The organism is Paucibacter sp. JuS9, from assembly GCF_044043925.2.
Classification (GTDB): domain Bacteria; phylum Pseudomonadota; class Gammaproteobacteria; order Burkholderiales; family Burkholderiaceae_C; genus JAUASW01.
This window is the reverse complement of sequence record NZ_CP194172.1, coordinates 2,765,661-2,788,886: the sequence shown is the minus strand read 5'-3', so window position 1 is coordinate 2,788,886 and position 23,226 is coordinate 2,765,661. Positions and strand designations below refer to the sequence as shown.

21 protein-coding genes and 1 pseudogene are annotated in these 23,226 nt (G+C 66.1%); 15 read left to right on the top strand and 7 right to left on the bottom strand.

The window, feature by feature from the left end; translation table 11 throughout:
- The first annotated feature begins 10 nt into the window (after nt 1-10).
- The 3 genes from ABT392_RS12510 to ABT392_RS12500 are packed head-to-tail and all read left to right on the top strand — an operon-like array spanning nt 11 to nt 1,352.
- On the top strand, nt 11-337 hold the full coding sequence (locus ABT392_RS12510) for a YbaB/EbfC family nucleoid-associated protein (protein WP_334276175.1): 327 nt from the start codon (nt 11-13) through the stop codon (nt 335-337).
- A gap of 4 nt (nt 338-341) precedes the next feature.
- On the top strand, nt 342-923 hold the full coding sequence (recR, locus tag ABT392_RS12505; protein WP_334276174.1) for a recombination mediator RecR: 582 nt from the start codon (nt 342-344) through the stop codon (nt 921-923).
- Nucleotides 924-962: 39 nt separating this feature from the next.
- Nucleotides 963-1,352, top strand: coding sequence for an MAPEG family protein (locus ABT392_RS12500; RefSeq protein WP_334276173.1), 390 nt, complete (start codon nt 963-965; stop codon nt 1,350-1,352).
- Here ABT392_RS12500 and ABT392_RS12495 read toward each other — a convergent pair.
- Complete coding sequence (locus tag ABT392_RS12495; protein WP_464970787.1) at nt 1,345-2,949, bottom strand: transglycosylase SLT domain-containing protein; 1,605 nt, start codon at nt 2,947-2,949, stop codon at nt 1,345-1,347. The genes ABT392_RS12500 and ABT392_RS12495 overlap by 8 nt on opposite strands.
- Nucleotides 2,946-3,743 (bottom strand): hydroxyacylglutathione hydrolase, encoded by a 798-nt coding sequence (gene gloB, locus ABT392_RS12490; protein WP_334276171.1) that lies wholly within the window; start codon nt 3,741-3,743, stop codon nt 2,946-2,948. Before gloB ends, ABT392_RS12495 begins: the two co-directional genes overlap by 4 nt.
- 2 nt (nt 3,744-3,745) lie before the next feature.
- Between gloB and ABT392_RS12485 the strand changes: the two genes are divergently transcribed.
- The 4 genes from ABT392_RS12485 (at nt 3,746) to ABT392_RS12470 (ending at nt 9,325) form a co-directional block, all read left to right on the top strand.
- A complete protein-coding gene (locus ABT392_RS12485) occupies nt 3,746-4,522 on the top strand; it encodes a class I SAM-dependent methyltransferase (RefSeq protein WP_395385621.1) in 777 nt (258 codons plus the stop codon).
- Nucleotides 4,519-4,980, top strand: coding sequence for a ribonuclease HI (rnhA, locus tag ABT392_RS12480; protein WP_334276169.1), 462 nt, complete (start codon nt 4,519-4,521; stop codon nt 4,978-4,980). Before ABT392_RS12485 ends, rnhA begins: the two co-directional genes overlap by 4 nt.
- 258 nt (nt 4,981-5,238) lie before the next feature.
- Entirely contained in the window at nt 5,239-6,237 is a 999-nt protein-coding gene (locus ABT392_RS12475) for an efflux RND transporter periplasmic adaptor subunit (RefSeq protein WP_334276168.1), read from the top strand.
- 13 nt (nt 6,238-6,250) lie between these two features.
- Nucleotides 6,251-9,325, top strand: coding sequence for an efflux RND transporter permease subunit (locus tag ABT392_RS12470; RefSeq protein WP_395385622.1), 3,075 nt, complete (start codon nt 6,251-6,253; stop codon nt 9,323-9,325).
- Between the two features lie 13 nt (nt 9,326-9,338).
- Here the strand turns inward: ABT392_RS12470 and ABT392_RS12465 are convergent, their stop codons facing one another.
- From ABT392_RS12465 to ABT392_RS12445, 5 genes are read right to left on the bottom strand one after another with little or no spacing between them, the layout of a single operon-like run.
- Nucleotides 9,339-10,121 (bottom strand): ABC transporter permease, encoded by a 783-nt coding sequence (locus tag ABT392_RS12465; protein WP_395385623.1) that lies wholly within the window; start codon nt 10,119-10,121, stop codon nt 9,339-9,341.
- The gene (locus ABT392_RS12460; RefSeq protein ID WP_395385624.1) at nt 10,118-12,220 is read right to left on the bottom strand and encodes an ATP-binding cassette domain-containing protein; all 2,103 of its coding nucleotides are present in this window, start codon (nt 12,218-12,220) and stop codon (nt 10,118-10,120) included. The genes ABT392_RS12465 and ABT392_RS12460 overlap by 4 nt, the downstream gene beginning before the upstream one ends.
- 9 nt (nt 12,221-12,229) lie before the next feature.
- Nucleotides 12,230-12,898, bottom strand: coding sequence for an ABC-2 transporter permease (locus tag ABT392_RS12455; protein WP_334276164.1), 669 nt, complete (start codon nt 12,896-12,898; stop codon nt 12,230-12,232).
- Nucleotides 12,895-13,794: an ABC transporter ATP-binding protein gene (locus ABT392_RS12450; protein ID WP_395385625.1), complete on the bottom strand. Its 900-nt coding sequence runs from the start codon at nt 13,792-13,794 to the stop codon at nt 12,895-12,897. The genes ABT392_RS12455 and ABT392_RS12450 overlap by 4 nt, the downstream gene beginning before the upstream one ends.
- Nucleotides 13,791-14,138 carry a GntR family transcriptional regulator gene (locus tag ABT392_RS12445; RefSeq protein WP_334276162.1) on the bottom strand — a complete coding sequence of 116 codons (348 nt, stop codon included), beginning with the start codon at nt 14,136-14,138 and terminating at the stop codon, nt 13,791-13,793. The genes ABT392_RS12450 and ABT392_RS12445 overlap by 4 nt, the downstream gene beginning before the upstream one ends.
- 138 nt (nt 14,139-14,276) lie before the next feature.
- Between ABT392_RS12445 and bla the strand changes: the two genes are divergently transcribed.
- The 8 genes and pseudogenes from bla to ABT392_RS12405 all read left to right on the top strand — a co-directional run bounded on the left by bla (nt 14,277) and on the right by ABT392_RS12405 (nt 23,224).
- Nucleotides 14,277-15,149 carry a subclass B3 metallo-beta-lactamase gene (gene bla / locus ABT392_RS12440; RefSeq protein WP_334276161.1) on the top strand — a complete coding sequence of 291 codons (873 nt, stop codon included), beginning with the start codon at nt 14,277-14,279 and terminating at the stop codon, nt 15,147-15,149.
- Between the two features lie 30 nt (nt 15,150-15,179).
- Nucleotides 15,180-15,359 carry an oxidoreductase-like domain-containing protein gene (locus ABT392_RS12435; RefSeq protein ID WP_334276160.1) on the top strand — a complete coding sequence of 60 codons (180 nt, stop codon included), beginning with the start codon at nt 15,180-15,182 and terminating at the stop codon, nt 15,357-15,359.
- Nucleotides 15,360-15,593: 234 nt separating this feature from the next.
- Nucleotides 15,594-17,231, top strand: coding sequence for a TldD/PmbA family protein (locus ABT392_RS12430; RefSeq protein WP_334276159.1), 1,638 nt, complete (start codon nt 15,594-15,596; stop codon nt 17,229-17,231).
- Between the two features lie 14 nt (nt 17,232-17,245).
- Entirely contained in the window at nt 17,246-18,583 is a 1,338-nt protein-coding gene (locus ABT392_RS12425) for a TldD/PmbA family protein (protein ID WP_334276158.1), read from the top strand.
- 19 nt (nt 18,584-18,602) lie between these two features.
- Nucleotides 18,603-20,244, top strand: a pseudogene (locus ABT392_RS12420) (TldD/PmbA family protein).
- Between the two features lie 6 nt (nt 20,245-20,250).
- A complete protein-coding gene (locus ABT392_RS12415) occupies nt 20,251-21,585 on the top strand; it encodes a TldD/PmbA family protein (protein ID WP_395385627.1) in 1,335 nt (444 codons plus the stop codon).
- Nucleotides 21,586-21,593: 8 nt separating this feature from the next.
- Nucleotides 21,594-22,217, top strand: a complete 624-nt coding sequence (locus ABT392_RS12410) for a DUF4159 domain-containing protein (protein ID WP_334276155.1) — start codon at nt 21,594-21,596, stop codon at nt 22,215-22,217.
- Nucleotides 22,218-22,219: 2 nt separating this feature from the next.
- Nucleotides 22,220-23,224, top strand: a complete 1,005-nt coding sequence (locus ABT392_RS12405) for an AAA family ATPase (protein ID WP_464970786.1) — start codon at nt 22,220-22,222, stop codon at nt 23,222-23,224.
- Nucleotides 23,225-23,226 lie beyond the last annotated feature (2 nt).

Sequence of the window (23,226 nt, the reverse complement as noted above, 5' to 3'; positions counted from 1 at the left end):
AGATGCCACCATGATGAAGAACCAACTTGCCGGCCTGATGAAGCAGGCCCAGGCGATGCAGGACAACCTGAAGAAGGCGCAGGACGAGCTCGCCACCATCGAGGTCGAAGGCCAGTCGGGTTCGGGCCTGGTCAAGATCGTGATGACCTGCAAGCATGAAGTGAAGCGTGTCACCATCGACCCAAGCCTGCTGGCGGACGACAAGGACATGCTCGAAGACATGGTGGCCGCCGCCTTCAACGACGGCCTGCGCCGCGCCGAAGAAGTGAGCTCGGCCAAGATGGGCAAGCTGACGGCGGGCATGCCTCTGCCTGGCGGCATGAAGTTCCCCTTCTAACGCGTTGGCTGCTTTAGAAACGCTGATCGAGGCGCTTCGGCGCCTGCCTGGCGTGGGCCAGAAGTCGGCGCAGCGCATGGCCTATCACCTCCTGCAGCATGACCGCGAGGGTGCCCAGGTGCTCTCGAGAGCGCTGGCAGGAGCGGCGAGCGATATCGGTCATTGCGAGCGCTGCCACACCTTCAGCGAGGCGGCGCTGTGTCCGATCTGCGCCGACGAGCAACGCGATGCGCGGCTGCTCTGCGTGGTGGAGACACCGGCTGACCAGGCTGCGCTGGAGCGAACCGGCTCATTCCGGGGTTATTACTTCGTGCTGCTGGGCCGTGTGAGCCCGCTGGACGGCATTGGTGCGCGTCAGATCGGTGCCGAGCAATTGCTTGCCCGGGCGCAGGATGGCCGGGTCGAGGAGGTGATCCTCGCCACCAGCTTCACGGCCGAAGGCGAAGCCACCGCCCATGTGCTGGGCGAGGCCTTGCGTTCGCGACAGCTGCGCTCAACGCGTCTGGCGCGCGGTGTGCCGGTGGGCAGCGAGCTGGAATATGTGGACCTTGGCACCATTGCCCATGCCCTGGTCGACCGGCGCTGAGGCGCTGCTGAATCACCATCAAACTGCCAGGAGTTGCCCGTGAGTCTTGCCAATCTCTGCATCATTGCCGCCTGCTTGTTGCCTGTAGTGACTGCCGCGCTGGCAAAGGCCAAGGGCTTCGGCAAGCGCCGCCGTGATGGCGGCTATGACAACCACGACCCCCGCGGTTGGATGAGCAAGCAGCAAGGCTGGCAGGCCCGCGCCAACGCGGCACAGGCCAATGGCTTCGAGGCCCTGCCGCTGTTCATCGCCGGCGTATTGGTGGCTCAGCAATCGGGTGCCAGCCAGGGCCGCATCGACCAGCTGGCGATCGCCTTCGTGGTGCTGCGTCTGGTTTATGTGGCGCTCTATCTTGCCGATCAGGCCAGCCTGCGTTCGCTGGTCTGGGCTGTGGGCGTGGCGATCAGCATCGCCCTGTTCTTCATCTGAGTTGCGGCTGGCCGGCTGGCTTGGCTGAGGCCAGCCTCGCAGGCGCGGCCTTGGCCGGCGTGCGTGCCGGCTTCTGCACCGATTTGCTGGTTCTGGACGTGTTGCTCGCCAGGCGCTGAGGTGTGCCGGCCTGGGCCGGGTTCAGGAACAACACCACTGCCTGGCCGGGCTTGAACGAGGCCTTGCTCGAGACCTTGTTCCACTGCGCCACCTGCGACCTGCTGACCTTGTAGCGCGCCGCCACGGTGGCAACGCTCTCGCCCTTGCCGGCCTTGTGCGTCACGCGCCTGAGCGGTGGCACATCGGGTGCGAGGTTCATGCTGGCGTTGTCGGCCAGGTGCTCCGAGACGTCCTGGTTGCGCTTGGCGGTGCGTGGCACGAGCAGCGTGGAGCCGCCCTTGACCAGCATCTTGGGCGGGATCTTGTTGATCTCGCGCAGCTGCGCTTCGCTCATGCCGACCTGCTTGGCCGCGTCGGCCGGCTTCATGGTCCTGGGCACGACCCAGGCCGTCCAGCTGGCGAGCTGGCCGCGGTGTGCCGCCAGGTTGGTGACGAAGCGGCCTGCGTTGTCGTAGGGAAGCAGCAGTTGCGCCGTGGCGTTCGCCAGCACCACCGGCTTGTTCATCTGCGGATTGAAGAGCTTGAAGTCATCGATCTCCATCTCGGCCAGCCGGGCGGCCAGCTCCACGTCGATGTCGCGCTCGATGTTGACACTCAGGAAGTACGGATGGTTGGCGACCGGTGGCAGGTTCAGGGAGAAGCGCGCCGGGTCCAGCACGATGTTCTTCACCGCCTGGAGCTTCGGTATGTAGTAGCGCGTCTCGTCCGGCATCTTGATGCTGCCGTAGTCGGTCGGCAGGCCCAGTCGTTCATTGCGCGCAATCGCCTTGGCCACATTGCCCTGGCCCCAGTTGTAGGCGGCCAGAGCCAGGTGCCAGTCGCCGAACTGCTTGTACAGGCGGCCCAGGTAGTCCAGCGCGGCGCGCGTCGAGGCCAGCACGTCGCGACGGTCGTCGCGGAAGATGTTCTGCTTCAGCGAGAAATCGCGGCCCGTGGCCGGCATGAACTGCCACATGCCCACGGCCTTGGCGCTGGACTTGGCATCGGTGACGAAGGCGCTTTCGACAAAGGGCAGGAGCGCCAGCTCGGTGGGCATGCCGCGCTTCTCCAGTTCCTCGATGATGTGGAACAGGTAGCGGCTGCCGCGCTCGGTCATGCGGCCCACATAGTCGGGGCGGCTGCCGTACCAGGCCTCGGCGCGGCGCACGCCGTCGTTGTCCAGCTCGGGCATGGCAAAGCCCGCGCGCATGCGGCTCCACAGGTCAGCATGGGCGGCGGGCGCATCCAGGTCGATCTTGCGTTCCGGGTTCAGCGTGTCCTGCAGCAGCGCGGTGTCAGGCTTCGCTGCGACCTCGGCGGCGGGCGCTGGCACGACGACAGCGGGCGCCGGTGCCGGCGCGGCGACGGCCGCAGCCTCCACCACGGGCGCCGGCACCTCGCTCGGCGGCGGCTGCATGCCGGCGCAGCCGCTCAGGAGGGCGGCGCACAGGGCGAGGATCAGGGGCTGCAGTCGAGCGTTCGGTGTCTTCAGGATCATCGGTATTCGTTCTTCCATTGCCGCAGGGTGGCGAAGACCGCAACGCGGTCGGCGTTGGCGGCAAGGGGTGTGGTGGATGCGCTGGCGCGCTGCACTGCGCTCTGGCGCAGGGCCGCTTCATCGGCGCGCAGGAAGGGATTGATGCGTCGCTCGGTTGCGATGCTGGAGGGCAAGGTGGGCAGCGCTTGCTCTCGCAAGGACTTGCAACGCGCGACGTAGTCGCTCAGGTCTTCATTCTCGGGGTCGACGGCCTGCGCGAACTTCAGATTCGACAGCGTGTATTCATGGGCGCAACAAACGCGCGCATCGCCGGGCAGCGCTGCCAGCTTGTCCAGCGAATCCAACATCTGCGCCGGCGTGCCCTCGAACAGGCGGCCACATCCGCCCGAGAACAAGGTATCGCCGCAGAAGAGGATGGGCGCGCTGCCGTCAGTCGGGTCGCGCAGGAAGAAGGCGACATGGCCGGCCGTGTGGCCCGGCACCTCGATCACCTCGAAGCGCTGGCCCAGCAGCTCGACGCTTTCGCCCTCGACCACTTGCCGGTCCAGACCCTGGATGCCTTCGCTGCCGGTGCCGATGACCGGCCCCTGCAGATGCGGGCGCAGAGGGGCCAGGCCGCCGACATGATCGGCATGGTGGTGGGTCACTAGAATGCCGGCGAGGCGCAGGCCTGTGTCGGCCAGGGCCGCGAGCACAGGCGCTGCGTCGCCCGGATCGACCACGAGGGCTTCAAGGCCATCGTGGAGCATCCAGATGTAGTTGTCAGAAAAAGCGGGCAGGGCGACGAGTTTCATGAATGACGCGTGATGCCTCGATTGTAGAGTTGGCCGACTGGCTGCAGACCGCTCCCGGGCGCTATCTGCTGGCCTGGGAACAGCAACGCCTGGACGTGGCTGTTGCCGACCGTTTCGGCTTCCATGCGCTGCAGCTCGGCCTGCCCGAGCTCGATGCGCTGCGCGCCAACCGCATGCCTCAGCGCTGGCTGGCGCAGGATGGGCAGGAGCAGCAGCCGGCAGCGCGCGTCGTCTTGCGCTGCGACTTCGATGCCCTGCCTTTTGCTTCGAACAGCCTGGACCTGATCGTGCTGCCGCATGCGCTGGAGTTGTCGCGCGACCCGCACCAGACACTGCGCGAGGTCGAGCGGGTGCTGCGGCCGGAGGGGCGGCTCGTGATCAACGGCTTCAATCCGGTCAGCCTCTGGGGCTTGCGGCAGAATTGCGGCCGTCTGCTGGGCGCCAATCGCCGGCTCTTCATGCCCAGGGCGGGCGAATACATCGGCTACTGGCGACTGCGGGACTGGTTGCGGCTCTTGAGCTTCGAGGTCGAGGCGGCCGAGTTTGGCGGTTATGCGCCGCCGCTGCGCAGCGAGAAATGGCTGGATCGCTGGTCCTGGATCGAGCGCATCGGCAAGCGCTGGTGGCCGGTGCTGGGTGCCGTCTATTTCGTCGTGGCAGTCAAGCGGGTCCATGGCATGCGCCTGGTCGGCCTTGCCAAGCGCAGCGCACGTGCGCGCCAGGCCGCGCCGGCTGTCATCACGCAGAACACACACAAACATTCACAGAAGCATCAATGAGCGAATCCAAACCTGCAGCCATGCCCAAGCCCGTCGTGGTGATCTACACCGACGGTGCCTGCAAGGGCAACCCCGGCCGCGGCGGCTGGGGCGCCTGGCTGTCGTCGGCCGGCCATGAGAAGGAGTTGTGGGGCGGCGAGGCCAGCACCACCAACAACCGCATGGAACTGACCGCCCCGATCGAGGCGCTGGCCTCCCTGAAGCGCTCCTGCAAGATCACGATCTATACCGACAGCGAGTACGTCCGCAAGGGCATGACGGAGTGGATCTCCGGCTGGCAGCGCCGAGGCTGGAAGACGGCCGACGGCAAGCCGGTGAAGAATGTGGAGCTGTGGCAGCGGCTGGAAGCTCTGTGCAAGCTGCATGAAGTGCAATGGCGCTGGGTCAAGGGCCATGCCGGCGACCCGGGCAATGAACGCGCAGATGCGCTGGCCAACCGGGGCGTCAGCGGCGCCTGAAGGCGCGCCGATGGGCTGAACAGCGCCCATCACTGAAGTCATGGTCGCCGGCAGTCGCTACAGTGCGCGCTGGAGACAAGAATGACTCAGACTCGTTTGACCAAGCAGCGCGGCCGTGTCCGCGCGACGTCCCTGATCGCCATTGCGGCTCTGGCATCCCTCAGCGCGGGTGCGTGGTGGTGGCAGCACCGCATGCCCGCAGGGGTGAACACAGCCGAAGCCGCAAAGCCGGCTTCTGCCCCCGCCGCTGGCACCCCCGTGAGCGTGGAGCTCGGCCATGTTCAGGCAATGGCCGTGGAGGACGATGTCCAGGCCGTGGGCACCCTGCGGGCGCAGCAGTCGGTGGTGCTCAAGCCCGAGGTCAGCGGCCGCGTGGTCAGGATCGGCTTTGCCGACGGTCAGCGCGTGCGCAAGGGCCAGGTCCTGGTGCAGCTCGACGACAGCCTGCAGGCAGCCCAGCTGCAGCAGGCCGAGGCGCAGGCCGCCATCTCGCGGACTCAATTGCAGCGCAACCGCGAGCTGCTGGCGCAGAGCTTCGTCTCGGCCAGCGTGGTGGACCAGGCCCAGGCCGCCCTGCAGGTTGCGGAGGCCCAGGTTGCTCTGAGCCGCGCCCAGCTGGAGCGCATGCGTTTGCTGGCGCCCTTCGATGGCGCCGCCGGCATCCGTACCGTCAATCTCGGCGACTACGTGAAGGACGGCAGCGAGCTCGTGAACCTGGAAGACGCCTCGACCATGTGGGTGGACTTCCGCCTGCCCGAGCGCGACGTGCCGCGGCTGCGGCGTGGCCAGCCGGTGGAGGTGTCGCTCGATGCGCTGCCCGGCCAGCTTTTGAAGGCTGAAGTCGAGGCCACCGACGCGCTGGTGGACGTGAACGGCCGTTCGCTCCTGGTGCGTGCGCGCCTGAAGGGCAACACCAGCAGCCTGCGCAGCGGCCTGTTCGCGCGCGTGCGCCTGGTTTTCTCGTCCCGGCCCGAGGCCTTGATGGTGCCCGAGGAGGCCCTGGTGCCTCAGGGCGGCAAGCAGTTCGTGATCAAGGCCGTTGAAGGTCCGAACGGCCTGGTGGCGCAGAAGATCGAAGCGAAGCTGGGCTTGCGCCAGCCCGGCCGGGTGGAGCTGCTGGGCGGCGTGAAGCCGGGCGACCGCGTCGTGACGGCCGGCCACACCCGGCTCAATCGCGGCGACGGCCAGGCCCTGAAGGCCGTGGAAGTGGCCGGCGCTGCGCCGGTCGGTTCGGCGCCATCGACCGCGCTGCGCTGAAGGAGCAGCCGCCATGCGCCTGTCCGAAATCTCGATCCGCCGCCCGGTCTTCGCGACCGTGATGTCGCTGGTGCTGCTGCTGGTCGGCCTGGTCTCGTTCAACAAGCTCTCACTGCGCGAGTACCCGCGCATCGACGAGCCGGTGGTCACGGTCAGCACCCGCTTGGTCGGCGCCTCCAGCGAGGTGATCGAGGGCCAGGTCACCAAGCCGCTGGAAGACTCGATCTCCGGCATCGACGGCGTGGACGTGGTCACCTCGTTCTCGCGCTCCGAGTCCAGCCAGATCAGCGTGCGCTTCAAGCTCGAGAAGAACCCCGACGATGCCGCCGCCGATGTGCGCGACCGTGTGGCCCGCGTGCGCGGCCGCCTGCCCACGGCGGTGGATGAGCCCGTGGTCTCCAAGGTCGAGGCGGATGCCTCGCCAACGATCTGGATCGCTTTCACCAGCGACACCATGGACCCGCTGCAGATCACCGACCTGGTGAACCGCGTGGTGCGGCCGCGGCTGCAGACGATTCCTGGCGTGGCCGATGTGCAATTCGGCGGCGACCGCCGCTACGCCATGCGCATCTGGCTCGACGCCGACCGGCTGGCCGCTCACCGCCTGACGGTGCAGGAAGTGGAGGACGCGCTGCGCAAGCAGAACCTCGAGGTGCCCGCCGGCCGTATCGAAAGCCAGCAGCGTGAGTTCAACGTCACCTCCCGCACCGACCTGAACACGCCGGCCCAGTTCGGCGACGTAGTGCTGAAGTCCGTCAGCGGTTTCAGCGTCAAGCTCAAGGACGTGGCCCGCATCGAGGAGGCCGCCGCCAGCGAGCGCTCGCGCGTGCGCTTCAATGGCGTGCCCTCGGTGTCGCTGGGTGTGATCCGCCAGGCCACTGCCAATCCTCTGGACGTTGCTGGCGGCGTCAACGCCCTGTTGCCGGCGCTGCGGCAAGACCTGCCCCCGGGCCTCAACGTCCGGCTGGCCAATGACAATTCGATCTTCATCGCCCGCTCGATCACGGCGGTCTACACCACCATTGCCGAAGCCGTGGTGCTGGTGGCCCTGGTGGTGTTCGTGTTCCTGCGCACCCTGCGGGCCTCGATCATTCCGCTGGTGACCATCCCGATCAGCCTGATCGGCAGCTTCGCCCTGATGGCAGCCGCCGGCTTCACCATCAATACCCTGACCCTGCTGGCCCTGGTGCTGGCCATCGGCCTGGTGGTGGACGATGCCATCGTCGTGCTCGAGAACATCTATCGCCACATCGAGGAGGGGATGCAGCCCTTCCAGGCGGCGCTGAAGGGCGCGCAGGAAATCGCATTCGCCGTGCTGGCGATGACGCTCACGCTCGCGGCAGTGTTCGCGCCGCTGGCGTTCACGCCGGGCCGTACCGGACGCCTCTTCGTCGAGTTCGCCCTGACGCTGGCCGGCGCCGTGGTGGTGTCGGGCTTTGTCGCACTGACGCTCACGCCGATGATGTGCAGCAAGCTCCTGCGCCACAACCCGAGCCCGAACCGCTTTGACCGCGGCGTCGATGCTTTCCTGAACTGGTTGAGCCGGCGCTATTCGCTGGCCCTGCGCGCCGTGCTGGCGCAACGCTGGATCGTGGTGCTGGTGATGCTGGCCTGCGGCGGCGGCAGCTGGTGGTTGTTCAGCCAGGCCAAGTCGGAGCTGGCGCCGCTGGAGGACCGTGGCGTCATCATCATGCCGGTCAATGCGCCCGACGGCGCCACGCTGGAGTTCACGGCGCGCTATCTCGATGCCATCGAGAAGATCACCGCAAGCTACCCCGAGTTCGACCGCCGATTCTTCTTCATGGGCGGTGGCAATGTGGCCCAGGGCACGGCCATCATGCGCACGGTCGACTGGTCTGAGCGCAAGCGCTCGACGCCCGAGCTGGCCCGCGCGCTCCTGCCTCAGATGGCGGCGCTGCCCGGTGTGCAGGCCTTCCCGATCACGCCCTCCAGCCTGGGCCAGGGCTTCCGCGAGCGGCCGATCAACTATGTGCTGGTGACCGGTGACAGCTACGAGAACCTCGCCAAGGTGACGCAGGCCTTCATGGCCGAGCTGGCCAAGAACCCCGGCTTCGTGCAGCCAGACAATGACCTGCGCCTGAACAAGCCCGAGATCTTCATGGACGTGGACCGCGAGCGTGCGGCCGACCTCGGCGTCTCGGTGGATGCGGTGGCGCGCACGGTGGAAACCATGCTCGGCAGTCGCGTGGTCACGCGCTACAAGCGCGACGCCGAGCAGTACGACGTGATGGTGCAGACCGAGGCCGGCGGCCGCGTGACGCCGGAGCAGATCGAGCGCCTGTTCGTGCGTGGTCGCAACGACACCATGGTGCCGCTGTCCAGCCTCGTGAAGGTGCGCGAGGCGGTGAGTCCGCGCGAGCTGAACCACTTCAACCAGCGCCGCTCGGTGTCGGTCACGGCCAATCTGGCGCCGGGCTATTCCACCGGCGAGGCCCTGGCCTACCTGGACGCCACGGCGCGCAAGGTCCTGCCGGTGGGCTACTCGACCGAGCTCAATGGCGTCAGCCGCGAGTTCCGTGCGGCCAGCGGCGCGCTGGGCCTGGTGTTCGTGCTGGCTTTGCTGTTCATCTTCCTGGTGCTGTCGGCGCAGTTCGAGAGCTTCATCGACCCCTTCGTGATCATGCTGTCGGTGCCGCTGTCGATGGTGGGCGCGCTGGCGGCCTTGCAGTGGGCAGGGGGCACGCTGAACGTCTATTCGCAGATCGGCCTGATCACGCTGGTAGGCCTGATCACCAAGCACGGCATCTTGATCGTCGAGTTCAGCAACCAGCTTCGCCAGCAGGGCCGCACGGTGACCGAGGCGGTGGTCGAGGCCGCCACGCTGCGGCTGCGCCCCATCCTCATGACCACCGGCGCCATGGTCCTTGGCGCCTTGCCCCTGGCACTTGCCAGCGGTGCAGGCGCCGAAAGCCGGCAGCAGATCGGCTGGGTCATCGTGGGCGGCATGAGCGTGGGCACGCTGCTCACCATCTTCGTCGTGCCGACCATGTACACCCTGTTCGCGCGCCAGCGGGTGCCGGGCGAGATCACGACGCCGGCGCTGGCGAGCAGCGCTGCCGGCGACTGACAGCCCGGGTTCGTCAGCCCTTGCGCTTGAGCCTGTAGATCGCCACGCCGCTGCACAGCACCGTGAAACCCAGCAGCACGGCGGCGGCGATCTCGGGCGGGATGAAGCGGAACTTGTCCACCCCGCCCGCTGCGAAGACGAGCTGGTCGAGGTGGAACTGCGGCCAGACCGGCACCTGGAAGTGCATGGACTTGGGCAGCGGGAAGAACACGCCCGACAGATAGAGCCCTGGCAGGTAGACCAGGTTGGCATAGGCCGGCGCGGCCGTGCCGCTGACCAGCGAGCCCAGCATCACGCCGAGCGCACAGAAGGGGATGGTGCCGGCAACCAGCACGGCGCTCATTGCCGTCAGCTGCGAACCGCTCAAATGAGCCTGGCCTGTTGATGCCGCAACGATCAGGATCGGCAGATAGGCCAGCACGCCGCACATGACGCCGGCCACCAGCTTGCCCGCCAGCCAGGCGCCGGGCGGCGCCGGCTGAGCGCGCTTGAGCGTCAGCAGGCCTTGCTCGCGCTCCTGCGCCAGCAGTGGGCAGGTGGCGAAGAGCGCGGCCATCGTCACCGCCATCAGCGAGAAGCCGGCAAACATGTAGCGGCCGGCGTCCGGGTCCTTGGCCACCATCTCGCCGGCGACCGCAAAAGCGAAGAGCAGGTAGAAGGCGACCGGCAGCAGGAGCACAGGCAGCGCGAACGCGGGTGAGCGCAGCAATCGGATCAGCTCCAGGCGGATCTCGAAGGCATAGGCGGTCGCCCTGCGATTGGCCGGCATCGGCAGGGCCTGGCTGGTCGTGTTCATGCGGCCTCCTGGGTCAGGGCGTTGAATGCATCGTTGAGCCCGGCCTGCTTCACTTCGAGGCGGGTGAGCATGGCGTCGGCGGCGAGCAGGCGGCGCACGACGGACTCGGCGTCGGTCGCCACGATGACGAGCCTGTCCTTGTCCTCCCTGGCTTCGACAACGCCCGGCCAGGTCTGAACTTCTCCGGCGCCCAACGAGGTCTGGCAGGAGATGTGGCGTCGCGAGACCAGCGAGCGCATGTCTTCCACGCTGCCCGAGGCGATGACGCGGCCCTTGCCCAGCACCGCGACGCGGCTTGCCAGCGCTTCTGCTTCTTCGAGGTAGTGGGTGGTGAGCAGGATGGAGCAGCCTTCGCGCAGCAGGGCGCGGATGTTGTGCCACAAGGCTTCGCGCGCCTGGATGTCGAGCCCGACCGTGGGCTCGTCAAGGAACAGCACCTTGGGTCGGCCGCAGATCGCGATGGCGAACTGCACCTGCCGCTTCTGGCCGCCCGAGAGCTTGCCGTAGGGGCGTTTGGCCAAGGCCGTGATGCCGACGCGAGCCAGCGCTTCATCCACACTCAGCGGATGCTCGTAATAGCTGGCGGACAGCCCGACAAGCTCCCGAACCTTCAGGTCCTTGGGCAGCTCCACGTCCTGCATCATCACGCCCAGGCCCCGGCGTTGTTCGATGTCCTGCGGCGAGCCGCCGAGCAGCCGCACCACGCCGGTATCCGCATCATTCAGCCCCAGCCACAGCGAGATCGCGGTGGACTTGCCGGCGCCATTGGGGCCCAGCAGCGCCAGCAGCTCGCCGCGCTTGAGTTCCAGGTCCACGCTGCTCAGCGCTTCGAGGGCGCCATAGCGCTTGGACACGGCGCGCAAGGAGGCGACCACATCGCCGGCAGGCTCCACGGGCACTGCCGTCGCGGTCACCGCATGGCGTGGATAGGCCTTGCCGTTCAGCACCTTGCCGATCAGCGTGGAACGGACCAGGTAGTGGTAGCTCAGGAACAGCGGAACGAGACTGGCGAGCACGACGAAGGGGAACTTCAGGCTCCAGTGCAGGGGCCAGTCGCCGACCCAGACCTGCAGCGCCACCACCACGGGCAGGTGCGCCAGATAGATCCAGTACGACGCGTCGGCGACATAGCGGCGCGCGGGGCTGTGCCCCGAGAGGAAACGCAGCGCGAGGCCGGTGAGGGCGAAGGTCCACGCCCAGGCGGACACGCCGTAGGCCAGCGCAAAGATGGCCTTGGCGTCCTTGGGCATCGCCATCGGCGGCTGCGTCTTCATCAGGTACAGGCAGACCGCCGATGCCGTGATCGCCAGCAGCAGATGGGGCAGCCAGCGCGCCGTGAGCGCCTGCAGTGCGCCGGCGGACCGATGCACCAGCCAGCCAAATGCAAAGGCGGTGCCGAAGCCGACCGTGGCCGGCAGTTGTGGGACCAGTGTCCGGTCTGGCGTCGGTATGCCAAGCCAGGGCAACCAGGCGGGCAGGGACAAAAGGCTGGCCACCAGCGGCAGGCCGAGCAGCAAGGCGCCCAGCGGCCAGCGCAGCGAGGTGACGACGGCCTTGTCCGCCAGGGCGCGCAGGGTCTCACGCGGATCCAGCTTCGCAACGAGGCCGCGTATCAAGAGCGCCCCGGCATAGAGCCACAGCAGCTGGTAGAGGAACCACAGATGGAACAGCGGCAGCGCACCGAACTCCTTGCCCATCTCCGGTGGTGCCGGCGGTGCGCCGTTGAACATCTTCTGCAGGCCCAGGTACCAGACGAAGATGATGGCCGGGAAGAGCAGCAGCCAGCCAACGATCATCGGCACCGCAATGCGCTTGCCGCGGTTGGCCCAGAAGCCGGCCGTGCCGGCTCGCTGATGCAGCAACCGCGCGAAGTAGCCGGCGATGAAGAAGAACAGCAGCATGCGGAAGCTGTGCGCCACGAAGCCGGCGTCGGCCAGGAAGGCGCTCGGCGAGTTGTCGTTCATCGCCCAGAGCCCCTTGGGCATGTCGGGCAGGAAGGACAGCGTGGCGTGGAAGGCCACGCCCAGCAGCAGCGCGAAGCCGCGCAGGGCGTCGAGTGCGTGGAGCCGCTCGGAAGTGGATGCTTGCGGATGACTCATCGCCGGACCTCAGGAAATGTCACGCCGGCGCGCGGCGAAAAACAGGGGCAGGCACAGCACCAGCAGCGTGAGGCCGACTTCAGCGCCCAGCACCTGCCAGAAGCTTGTGCTCCAGACCGGCGCGGCCGCGAGCATGTTGGATGCGATCTCGGGCAGGCGGCCCACGCCCATCATGAAGAGCGTGACCGACATATTGGTCAGGATGATCACGCCGCCCATGCCCGCGTCCGAGCTGATGTGCAGGGCGCTGGCGAGCACCAGCACATAGTTCAGGAGCAGGTAGAAGCACAGCAGCAGGGCGTAGATCAGGAGGCCATCCGGAATGCCGGGCATCCAGAGGATCAGCCCCGCCGCACCGGCCGTCAGCAAGGCCCAGGGAATGAAGAAGCACAGCAGCAGGCCCAGCAGCTTGGCGCGCACATAGTCGCGCGGTGAGAGCGGCAGGCTCATCACGAACAGCAGCGCGCGGTCCTTGCGTTCCTGCGAGACGCCGAACAGCGCCAGCATCGCGCCCAGGGCGATCACGGCCGTCATCCACAGCAGAAAGCCGACGTTGAACGCCACCTCGCCGCCTGCAGCAACCACCAGGCCCACGAGGCCCGCGGCGACGACGCCGATCAGCAGCCAGCGGTAGAGATAGAGCTCCTTGAGCACGAGCTTGCGCATGACGGTGTTCATTGGCCCAGCGCCTCCCGCGCTTCCCGGTTGTGCATGACGGTGGCGACGAAGATCTCTTCCAGGCTCATGCGCTGCACGGTCTGAACGCTGCTGGCGAAGCGGGCCAGCAGCTCGTCGGAATAGCGGTTGGTGGTGAGTGTGGCGAAACCGCCATCGCGCTCGCTGCGCACGATCTCGGCAAAGGCCGGCAGGGCTGCGCCTGCAGGCAGGCGCAACTGGATGCGGCGCCAGCGCTCCAGGAAGTCTTCCTTGTCGCTGGCGGCGACCACGCGGCCGCGGTCGATGAAGCAGATGCGGTCCGAGATGCGCTCCACGTCCATCGTGTTGTGCGAGGAGAAGAGGATGGAGCGGCTGTCGTCGCGCAGCACGTCCATGAGCTCGGTCAGCAGCTCATGGCGGGCCACCGGATCGAGGCCCGAGGTGGGCTCGTCCAGCACCAGCAGGCGAGGGCGGCGGGCCAGCGCCAGCAGCAGCAAGGCCTTGACCTGCTCGCCGCTGGAGAGGCTCTTCATCGTCTGCGCGGCATGCAGGTTGAAGCGCTTGAGAAGCGTAGCGGCATAGAGCGGGTCCCAGCCCGGGTAGATGGAGGCGATGAACTCCATGTGCCAGGCCAGCGTGGCATGCGGGAACAGGCGCATGTCGTCACTGACGAAGGCCACGTCGCGCTTGGCGGCGGCTTGGCTGTCGGGCATGGCATGGCCCATCAGGCGTATCTCGCCGGCCTCGGGCGCGAGCAAGCCCATCAGCAGCCGGATGGTCGTGCTCTTGCCGGCGCCATTGGGGCCGACGAGGCCCATGATCTGGCCGTGCTCCAGCTCCAGCGAGACATCGTCCAGCGTGAAGAAGCGGAAGCTCTTGCGCACGCCGCTCATCTCTATTGCCTTGGCATTGCTCATTGGGCTTCCCCCTCGTCGCGCATCGCTTGGCGCAGTCGGTCTATCAATTCGTTGTGCTTCATGGCGAGGCTGCGGGCGATGCCGGCGGCGGCGCGGAGATGGGTGTCGAGTTCGGCGTGGTGCATGCCGATGGCCAGGTCTTGCGCATCTGCCACGAAGGAGCCTTTGCCATGCCGCGTGACGATCACACCTTCTGATTCCAGGTCCAGATAGGCGCGCTTGACCGTGATGACGCTGACCTGCAGGTCGGCCGCCAGCGCCCTGATCGAGGGCAGTTCCTTGCCGGCCGGCCAGTCGCCTGCGGCAATGCGCAGCCGGATCTGCTCCATGATCTGCAGGTACATCGGCCGCGCATCGGCCTGGGAAATGAGAAGTCCACTGTGCATAATGTATATACATAGTATGTGAACAGACCGGCAGTGACAAGCCGTGCCCCCTGTTTCGCGGGGTAAATTGCCGGCATCCGTTTCAAGAGCCTCCTCATGCGCCTCACTGCCCCGCTCACTCTCACGCTGCTTCTTGCCAACAGTCTTGGTGCCCAGGCCCATGAGCCGCTGCCGCAGTTGCAGGCCTACAAGGTCCAGCCGAGCTGGCTGACGCCCATCGAGCCCGTGCAGATCAGCGACCACGTCTGGCAGATCGGCACGGCCAACATCACCGCGCTGCTGGTGAAGACCGAGCAGGGCGCGCTGCTGATCGACGGCGGCATGCCGCAGGTGGCGGGCCTGCTGCTGGCCAACATGAAGAAGCTGGGTGTGGCGCCGGGCGATCTGCGCTACATCCTGCATTCGCACGCTCATGCCGACCATGCCGGCCCATTGGCCGCGGTCAAACGTGCCACGGGTGCACAGCTGATCAGCAATGCCGAATCGGCGGTGCTGCTGGCGCGCGGCGGCAGCAACGACATCCATTTCGGCGACGACATCCTCTTTCCGCCGGTGCAGGCCGACCGGCTGCTGCAGGACGGCGAGGCGATCAAGCTGGGCGGCATGACCCTCACGGTCTCGTTCACCCCGGGCCATACGCCGGGCAGCATGAGCTGGTCCTGGACCGACACCCGCAAGGGCGCTGCCGTGCGAACCGTGTACGCCGACAGCCTCAGCGCGCCCGGCTACCAGCTGGTGGGCAACCCGGCCTATCCCAAGCTGCTGGAGACCTATCTGCGCAGCGCAGAGCTGGTCCGCAAGCTGCCTTGCGACTTGCTGCTGACGCCGCACCCGGATCAGAGCGGCTGGAACTATGCCGACGCCGCCCAGCCGCATCCCAGGCCCTTGACCTGTGCGGCGTACGCCGATGCGGCGCAGCAGCGCTGGAAGCAACAGGTGCAAGAGCAACAAGCCAAGCCCAAGCCCTGATCTTCAGCCCTTGCCGGACAATCTTCGCCAATGACCGCCGAAGCCATCCCGGACGCCGATCCCATGCCCCAGCCTCCCTTCCAGCCGGACCTCGATGCCTGCTGCGGCAACGGCTGCGACCCCTGCATCTTCGATCTGCACGACCTGGCGATGGACGAGTACCGGCAGCAGATGCGGGCCTGGCGCGAGCGGCATCCGCAAGCGGTGTGAGCCAGCAGCACTAGCCTATCCCGGCTCGGCCTGCAATCGGACCTCTCCCTCGGTGCAATCCGGCACTGCAAGGCGCGGGCGAGCCTCGACATCATCCGTGCGCCTGTCATTGCGTCTGCGGCGCTGAAGCGGCATTTTCGCTGCTATGGTTGCCGCCGTTCGTGCGGGTCCCGCATTCAAGAAATATCCGTGCCCCGTTTGGCCGCTTTGGCTACCGCTTCAGGAGAATCTTCCATGGAACGCCGTTCTTTCCTCAATGTCAGCGGCCTCGCCGTCGGTTCCTTGCTCTTGCCCGTGTTCGGGCGTGCGGTGGCCGCCGAAGAGCTGATGAGCCCGCTGGCGGTGAAGTTCAAGAAGACGCTGGCGGATGTGGCGCTCAATGCCGCCACCAGTGCCGGCGCGAGCTACTGCGATGTGCGCATCGGCCGCTACCTGAACCAGTTCATCACCACGCGCGAGCTGAACGTCGAGAACGTGGTGAACACCGAATCGGCCGGCGTGGGTGTGCGCGTCATCGCCGGTGGCGCCTATGGCTTCGCGGCCACCAACGACATGTCGCCCGACTCGGTGGCCAACGCCGCCCGCCAGGCCGTGGCCATCGCCAAGGCCAATGCCAAGCTGCAGTCCGAGCCGGTGCGACTGGCGCCGGTGAAGGGCGTGGGTGAAGTCTCCTGGGCCACGCCGATCAAGAAAGACTGGCGCGCCGTGCCGATCAAGGACAAGGCCGAGCTGCTGATCGCTGCGAACAAGGCCGGCATGGATGCAGGTGCCAGCTTCATGCAGTCGGTGATGTTCCAGGTCAACCAGCAGAAGTACTTCGCCTCGACCGACGGCTCCTACATCGACCAGGACGTGCACCGTTTGTGGATGCCGGTGTTCGCCACGGCCGTGGACAAGTCGACCGGCAAGTTCCGCTCGCGCCAGGGCCTCTCGTCGCCCGTGGGCATGGGCTATGAATATCTGGACGGCAAGGCCGAAGACAAGGTGCAGGCCGCCGGTGGCGTGGCCACGCTCTACAAGAATTCCTACGACCTGATCGAGGACTCGCGCGCCTGCGGCCGCCAGGCCAAGGAGAAGCTCACCGCCAAGTCGGTGGAGCCAGGCAAGTACGACCTCGTGCTGAGCCCCGAACACATGTGGCTGACGATCCATGAGTCGGTCGGCCACCCGACCGAACTCGACCGCGTGCTCGGCTATGAGGCCAACTTCGCCGGCACGAGCTTTGCCACGATGGACAAGTGGAAGAGCAAGAAGTTCAAGTACGGCCACGAGCGCGTGAACATCATTGCCGACAAGGTCGTGCCCGGCTCGCTGGGTGCCGTCGGCTACGACGACGAAGGCGTGGCCGGCCGCCGCTGGGACATCGTCAAGGACGGCATCCTCGTCAATTACCAGGCCACCCGCGACCAGGTCCATATGCTGGGCGAGAACGCCTCGCATGGCTGCTCGTATGCCGACAGCTGGAGCAGCGTGCAGTTCCAGCGCATGCCCAATATCTCGCTGGCCGCCGGCAAGGCGCCTTTGAGCCCGGACCAGCTGGTCAAGGACGTCAAGAAGGGCATCTACATCGTCGGTGCCGGCTCCTTCTCCATCGACCAGCAGCGCTACAACTTCCAGTTCGGCGGCCAGCTGTTCTACGAGATCAAGGACGGCAAGATCGGCGCGCCGTTGGAAGACGTGGCCTACCAGTCCAACACCACGGAGTTCTGGAATGCCTGCGCCGCGATCTGCGATGAGCGCGACTGGCGCATGGGCGGCTCCTTCTTCGACGGCAAGGGCCAGCCTTCGCAGTCCAGCGCGGTGTCGCACGGCTCCTCGACCACGCGCTTCAACGGCGTGAACGTGATCAACACCGCTCGCAAGATCGGCTGAGGCAGGAGCATCTGATGAAACTCCTGAGCTCCGAAGAAGCCAAGCGCCTGTGCGACAAGATCCTGGCCCTGTCCAAGGCCGATGAATGCACGGTCAACCTGGGTGGCAGTCGCACCGGCAACATCCGTTTCGCCCGCAACAGTGTTTCGACGGCAGGCCTCGTGGAAGACACGCAACTGGCGGTGTCCGTCGCCTACGGCAAGAAGCAGGGCGTGGCCACGATCAATGAGTTCGACGACAAGTCGCTCGAGAAGGTGGTGCGCCGCGCTGAAGACCTGGCGCGTCTGGCGCCGGAGAACCCCGAGTTCATGCCGGCGGTGGGCAAGCAGAGCTACAAGACCACCCCCACCTTCAGCCAGAAGACGGCCGACATCGATGCCGACTACCGCGCTCAAGCCGCGGCCTACACAATTGAAGCCTGCCGCAAGAAGGGCCTGACCACGGCCGGCTTCTTCACCGACCAGACCGCCTTCTCGACCGTGGCCAACTCCAACGGCGTGTTCGGCTATCAGCAGAGCACCGGCCTGGACTTCACCTGCACCGTGCGCACCGAAGACGGCCGGGGCTCCGGCTGGGTCAAGCGCACTGCCGGTGATGCAGCGCGCTTCGACGCGCGTGAAGCGGCGGATGTGGCCATCGAGAAGGCCATCCGTTCGGTCGAAGCCAAGGCATTGGAGCCGGGCCGCTACACCGTGATCCTGGAGCCGGCTGCCACGTCCGAGCTGATCGGCTTCATGCTGGGTGGCTTCGATGCGCGCCAGGCCGACGAAGGCCGCAGCTTCCTCTCGAAGAAGGGCGGCGGCAACCGCAAGGGCGACAAGCTGTTCGACGAACAGGTGAACGTCTGGGCCGACCCCTGGGACAAGGACGTGGGCGTGCTGCCCTGGGACGGCGGCTCGATGCTGGCCCGCGAGCGCACCGATGTGATCAGGAACGGCCGCGTCAATGCGCTGGACTATTCGCTGTTCTGGGCCAAGAAGCAGGGCGTCAAGCCCACGGCCGGTCACGGCAACATGATCATGGCGGGCACGAACAAGAGCACCGCCGAGCTGATCGCGAGCACCAAGAAGGGCGTGCTGGTGACCCGCACCTGGTACATCCGCCTGGTGGACCCGCAGACCGTGCTGCTGACCGGTCTCACGCGCGACGGCACCTTCTACATCGAGAACGGCAAGATCCTGCATCCGATCAAGAACTTCCGCTTCAACGAGAGCCCGGTGACCATGCTCAACAACATCGAAGAGATCGGCAAGCCGGTGATCATCGGTGGCGACGAGGTGCCGTACCAGATGATGATTCCGCCGATGAAGGTGCGGGACTTCAACTTCACGTCGCTTTCCGATGCCGTCTGAGCCCATCCCTAAGAGTTGTATGGAGAGGCGTCGTTTCCTGAATCTGTCCGGCGTTGCAGCCGGTTCGCTCCTGGTGCCGGTGATGGGCCGAGCGGTGGCGGCCGAAGAGCTGATGAAGCCGGCGGCGCCGGTTTTCGTCAAGAAGCAGCTGGCCGACGTGGCGCTCGATGCGGCAACAAGGGCCGGCGCGAGCTACTGCGATGTCCGCATCGGCCGCTACCTGAACCAGTTCATCACCACGCGTGATGTGCGGGTCGAGAACATCGTCAACACCGAGTCCATCGGCGTGGGCGTGCGCGTGATCGCGGGTGGTGCCTATGGCTTCGCATCGACGAACGATCTTTCGCCCGATGCGGTGGCGGGTGCGGCTCGGCAAGCCGTGGCGATTGCCAAGGCCAATGCCAGGCTGCAGAGCCAACCCCTGCAGCTTGCGCCGGTGAAAGGCGTGGGCGAAGTGGCCTGGGCCACGCCGGTCTTGAAGGACTGGCGCCACGTGCCGATCAAGGACAAGGCCGACATGCTGATCGCGGCCAACAAGGCGGGCCTGGAGGCAGGTGCCAGCTTCATGCAGTCCTCGCTGTTTCAGGTCAACCAGCAGAAGTACTTTGCCTCGACCGATGGCTCCTACATCGACCAGGACGTCCACCGCCTCTGGTCGCCGATGACGGCCACGGCCGTGGACAAGGCCACCGGCAAGTTCCGCACGCGCGAGAGCCTGGCATCGCCTGTGGGCATGGGCTTCGAGTATTTCGATGCCAGGCCGGAAGACAAGATACAGGCCGCTGGTGGCGTGACCACGCTTTACCGCAACAGCATCGACCTGCTGGAAGAGGCACGCCACTGTGGCCGCCAGGCCAGGGAGAAGCTGACCGCCAAGTCCATCGAGCCGGGCAAGTACGACCTGGTGCTGAGCCCCGACCACCTGTTCCTGACCATCCATGAATCGGTGGGCCACCCGACCGAGCTGGACCGCGTGCTCGGCTACGAAGCCAACTACGCCGGCACCAGTTTCGCCACGCTGGACAAGTGGCAGAGCAAGCAGTTCAGGTTCGGCGCCGAGCGCGTCAACTTCTTCGCCGACAAGACCACGCCCGGCTCGCTGGGGGCTGTGGGCTATGACGACGAGGGCGTGGCCTGCAAGCGTTGGGACATCATCAAGAACGGCGTGCTGGTGAACTACCAGGCCACGCGCGACCAGGCCCACATCATCGGCGAGAGCGCCTCGCATGGCTGCTCCTATGCCGACAGCTGGAACAGCGTGCAGTTCCAGCGCATGCCCAATGTTCTCGCTCGCCGCCGGCAAGGAAAGGCTCACGCCCGACGAGATGGTCAAGGACGTCAAGAAGGGCATCTACATCCTCGGCCGTGGCTCCTACTCCATCGACCAGCAGCGCTACAACTTCCAGTTCGGCGGCCAGCTGTTCTACGAGATCAGGAACGGCAAGATCACGGGCCCCGTCGAGGACGTGGCCTACCAGGCCAACACGCAGGAATTCTGGAACGCCTGCAGCGCCATCTGCGATGAACGCGACTGGCGCATGGGCGGCTCCTTCTTTGACGGCAAGGGCCAGCCCAGCCAGGTCAGCGCCGTGTCACACGGCTCCAGCACCACCCGATTCAACGGCATCAACGTCATCAACACCGCTCGCAAGATTGGATAAGAGACCATGAAAGCAAAGATCACGCAGGAACAGGCCAAGCACATCTGCGACAAGGTGCTGGCGCTGTCCAAGGCGGACGAATGCCGCGTGTCGATCCAGGGCAGCCGCACCGGCAATATCCGCTATGCGCAGAACAGCGTCTCGACCGCCGGCCTGAACGAAGACATGCAGATCAATGTCAGCGTGGCCTTCGGCAAGCGTCAGGGCACGGCTTCCTTGAACGAGTTCGACGACAAGTCGCTGGAGAAGCTGGTGCGCCGCGCCGAAGACGTGGCCCGCCTGGCGCCCGAGAACCCCGAGTTCACGCCGGCTGCGGGCAAGCAGCAGTTCAAGGCCTCGAACACCTTCGCCAAGACCACGGCGGCCATCGACCCCGAGTTCCGTGCGCAGGTGGCCGCCCACAGCATCGAGGAAAGCCGCAAGAGCAAGTTGCAGGCGGCGGGCTTCTTCATCGACAGCTCGGGCTTCGAGGCGATTGCCAATTCCAACGGTGTCTTCGGCTACCAGGAATCCACCAATGTGGACTTCACGGTGACGACCCGCACCGAAGACGGCCGCGGCTCCGGCTGGGTGGTGCGCAGCGCCAACGATGTGAGCCTGTTCGACCCGCGCGAAGCTTCGAACGTGGCCATCGAGAAGGCCTTGCGCTCGGTCGATGCCAAGGCCCTGGAGCCGGGCCGCTACACGGTGATCCTGGAGCCAGCGGCTTCCAGCGACATCCTGAGTTTCATGTTCGGTGCTTTCGATGCGCGTCAGGCCGACGAAGGCCGCAGCTTCCTCGCGAAGAAGGGCGGCGGCACGCGCCTGGGCGAAAAGCTCTTCGATGAGCAGGTCAACGTCTGGGCCGACCCCTGGGACAAGGACGCCCCGGTGCGCCCGTGGGACAGCGGCTCGATGCAGGCCCGCGAGCGCCAGAGCATCATCAAGGACGGCAAGATCGAGTCGCTCGAGTACTCGCCGTTCTGGGCCAACAAGAAGGGCATCAAGGCGCCCGGCCGCAATGGCAATGTGATCATGGCCGGCGGCAGCAAGTCGCTTGCCGAGCTGATCGCCTCGACCAAGAAGGGCGTGCTGGTCACGCGCACCTGGTACATCCGTTCGGTCGATCCGCAGTCGGTGCTGGTGACCGGCCTCACGCGCGACGGCACCTTCTATATCGAGAACGGCAAGCTGATGTACCCGATCAAGAATTTCCGCTTCAACGAGAGCCCGGTCACGATGCTCAACAACATCGAGGAGCTGGGACGGACACAGGTGATGGGAGGGGGCGGCCGCCGTGCGGTCGTGCCGGCGATGAAGGTGCGGGATTTCAATTTCACCTCGCTGTCCGACGCGGTCTGAGCTGAGGCATGGCGGCGGGTTTCGACTTCTACTTCACGCGCCTGATCTATGAATCCGGCGACTGGGATGTCGACATCCGCATGCCTAGCAATGTGCTGAACTCGCTGGTCGAGTACACGACGCTGCGGGTTGATCCGGTGGAGCGGGTGGTGGCGCTGTCGGACCCCAAGATGCTGGAAGCCCCGTTCTGCTACCTGGCCGGGCACAAGCTGGTGCAGTTCACACCGGCCGAGCGCAAGAACTTCGAGCGCTATGTGAGGGGTGGCGGGTTCCTCTTCGTGGACGACTGCAACCACGACATCGACGGCCTGTTCGCCAAGTCCTTCGAAGCCGAGGTGGCGCGCATGTTCGGCGGCAACGCACTGCGCAAGATCAGCAACAAGCACCCGATCTACTCGAGCTTCTTCAAGTTCGACGGCCCGCCCAACACCGGCGTGGAGCTGAATGGCTGGGGCGACGACCTGGTGCACGACTACCTGAAGGCCGTCGAGTTCAACGGCCGCATCCGGCTGCTCTACAGCAACAAGGACTACGGCTGCGAGTGGGACTACGACTTCCGCAACAAGCGCTGGCTGGCCATCGACAACACACGCTTTGCCGTCAACATCGTTCAATACGCATTGGGAGCCTGAACTTGTCTGAACTGAACGCCCAAGACTGGAGTGAAGCCGAAGTTGCTTCGCTGACCGCCAAAGTGGGTGAACTCACCGCCAGCATGTCGCGCGTCATCATCGGCCAGGCCGAGGTGATCGAGTCGCTGGTGATCTGCCTGATCGCCGGGGGCCATGCGCTGGTGGAAGGCGTGCCTGGTCTCGGCAAGACGCTGCTGGTGAAGTCGCTGGCGCAGGCCACCGACATGCAGTTCCGCCGCGTGCAGTTCACGCCCGACCTGATGCCATCCGATATCGTCGGGACCGAGATCCTGGAAGAAGACCAGGCCACGCACCAGCGTGTCTTCAAGTTCCAGCGCGGCCCGGTGTTCACGCAGGTGCTGCTGGCCGACGAGATCAACCGCGCGCCGCCCAAGACGCAGTCCGCGCTGCTCGAAGCGATGCAGGAGCGCTCGGTCACCTTCGCCGGCCAGACGCACCGGCTGCCGCAACCCTTCTTCGTGCTGGCCACGCAGAACCCGATCGAGCAGGCCGGCACCTATCCGTTGCCCGAGGCGCAATTGGACCGTTTCCTCTTGCGCATCGACGTGGGTTATCCGAGCGAAGACGAGGAAATGCAGATGGTCTCGCGCACCACGCATGCGGGCCTGGCGGACGCCGTGCCGGCGATGGACGTGGCCACCCTGATGCGCCTGCAGCAGCTGGTGCGCGACGTCGAGATCGGCGATCACCTGCTGCGCTACGCCACCCGCCTCGTGCGCGCCACGCGGCCGCAGGAGAGCACGGTTGCCAGCGTCAAGAAGCATGTGGGCTGGGGCGCCGGCCCGCGCGCCGGCCAGGCCCTGGTACTGGCGTCCAAGGCGCGCGCACTGATGCACGGCCGCCTGGCCGTCACGCGAGACGACATCGCCGCCATGCTCTTGCCGGTGCTCGCCCACCGCGTGCTGCGCAACTTCGAAGCCGAGGCCGATGGCGTGGCGATAGCCGATATCCTGGCGGCGCTGCGCAACGAGATTAAGGTCGACTGATC